The sequence below is a fragment of the Aminobacter sp. P4_D5 genome (assembly GCF_056401815.1).
On sequence record NZ_JBFUIP010000700.1, the window covers coordinates 1 to 718 of the forward strand.

Below are 718 nucleotides of genomic sequence, written 5' to 3' on the forward strand. Positions count from 1 at the left end.
TCGACGAAGCGGTCGGGGTCCAGGGCATCGACCTCGATGTCGATGGAATCGATGCCGGCGAAGCGCTTGAAGAGGACGGCCTTGCCCTCCATCACCGGCTTGGAGGCCAGCGGGCCGATATTGCCGAGGCCCAGCACCGCCGTGCCGTTGGTGATGACGGCGACCATGTTGCCGCGGGTCGTGTAGTCCCAGGCCTTGTCGGGGTCGGCCGCGATCTCCTCGCAGGCGGCGGCGACACCGGGGGAATAGGCCAGCGCCAGGTCGCGCTGGGAGGCCATGCGCTTGGTGGGCTCGATGGTGAGCTTCCCGGGCCGCGGCTGGCGGTGGTMGTCGAGCGCGGCGCGGCGGAAATCGTCATCCATAGTCACATGCCCTCCAGGACCGCGAAAATGCGCGCTGGGCGGCGGGGGGGCAACCTGGGGCCGCGCCGCGATTCTGTCCGAAGCGCAGGGAATGCGGAGGACGCGGAGCTATTCGTCCGCGTCCAGCACGTCGATCACGACCCGGTTCCCGTCCATGCGATAGACGCGGAGCCGCGTGCCGGAGCTGATCGCGATCAGCAGGCCACTTCCTTCCTCGTCCTGCTGGATGCCCAGGACATTGCGGGGTATGGCGAGCCGTTCGACCGAAGGCAGGCAACCGGCGCCAGGGAAGCGAAGCAGCCCGCCCTCCTCCGTCTGCTGGAAATCGAAGAGCATCGGCATGACCCAGTCGAAGA

At 67.9% G+C, this 718-nt stretch carries 1 protein-coding gene and 1 pseudogene; both read right to left on the reverse strand.

The window, feature by feature from the left end; translation table 11 throughout:
- Window positions 1-362 (reverse strand): annotated as a pseudogene (locus AC1DWF_RS34415) (NADP-dependent malic enzyme); the annotation flags it as partial.
- 108 nt (window positions 363-470) lie between these two features.
- A partial coding sequence (locus tag AC1DWF_RS34420) for a hypothetical protein (RefSeq protein ID WP_476842965.1) occupies window positions 471-718 on the reverse strand: 248 nt, incomplete at its 5' end.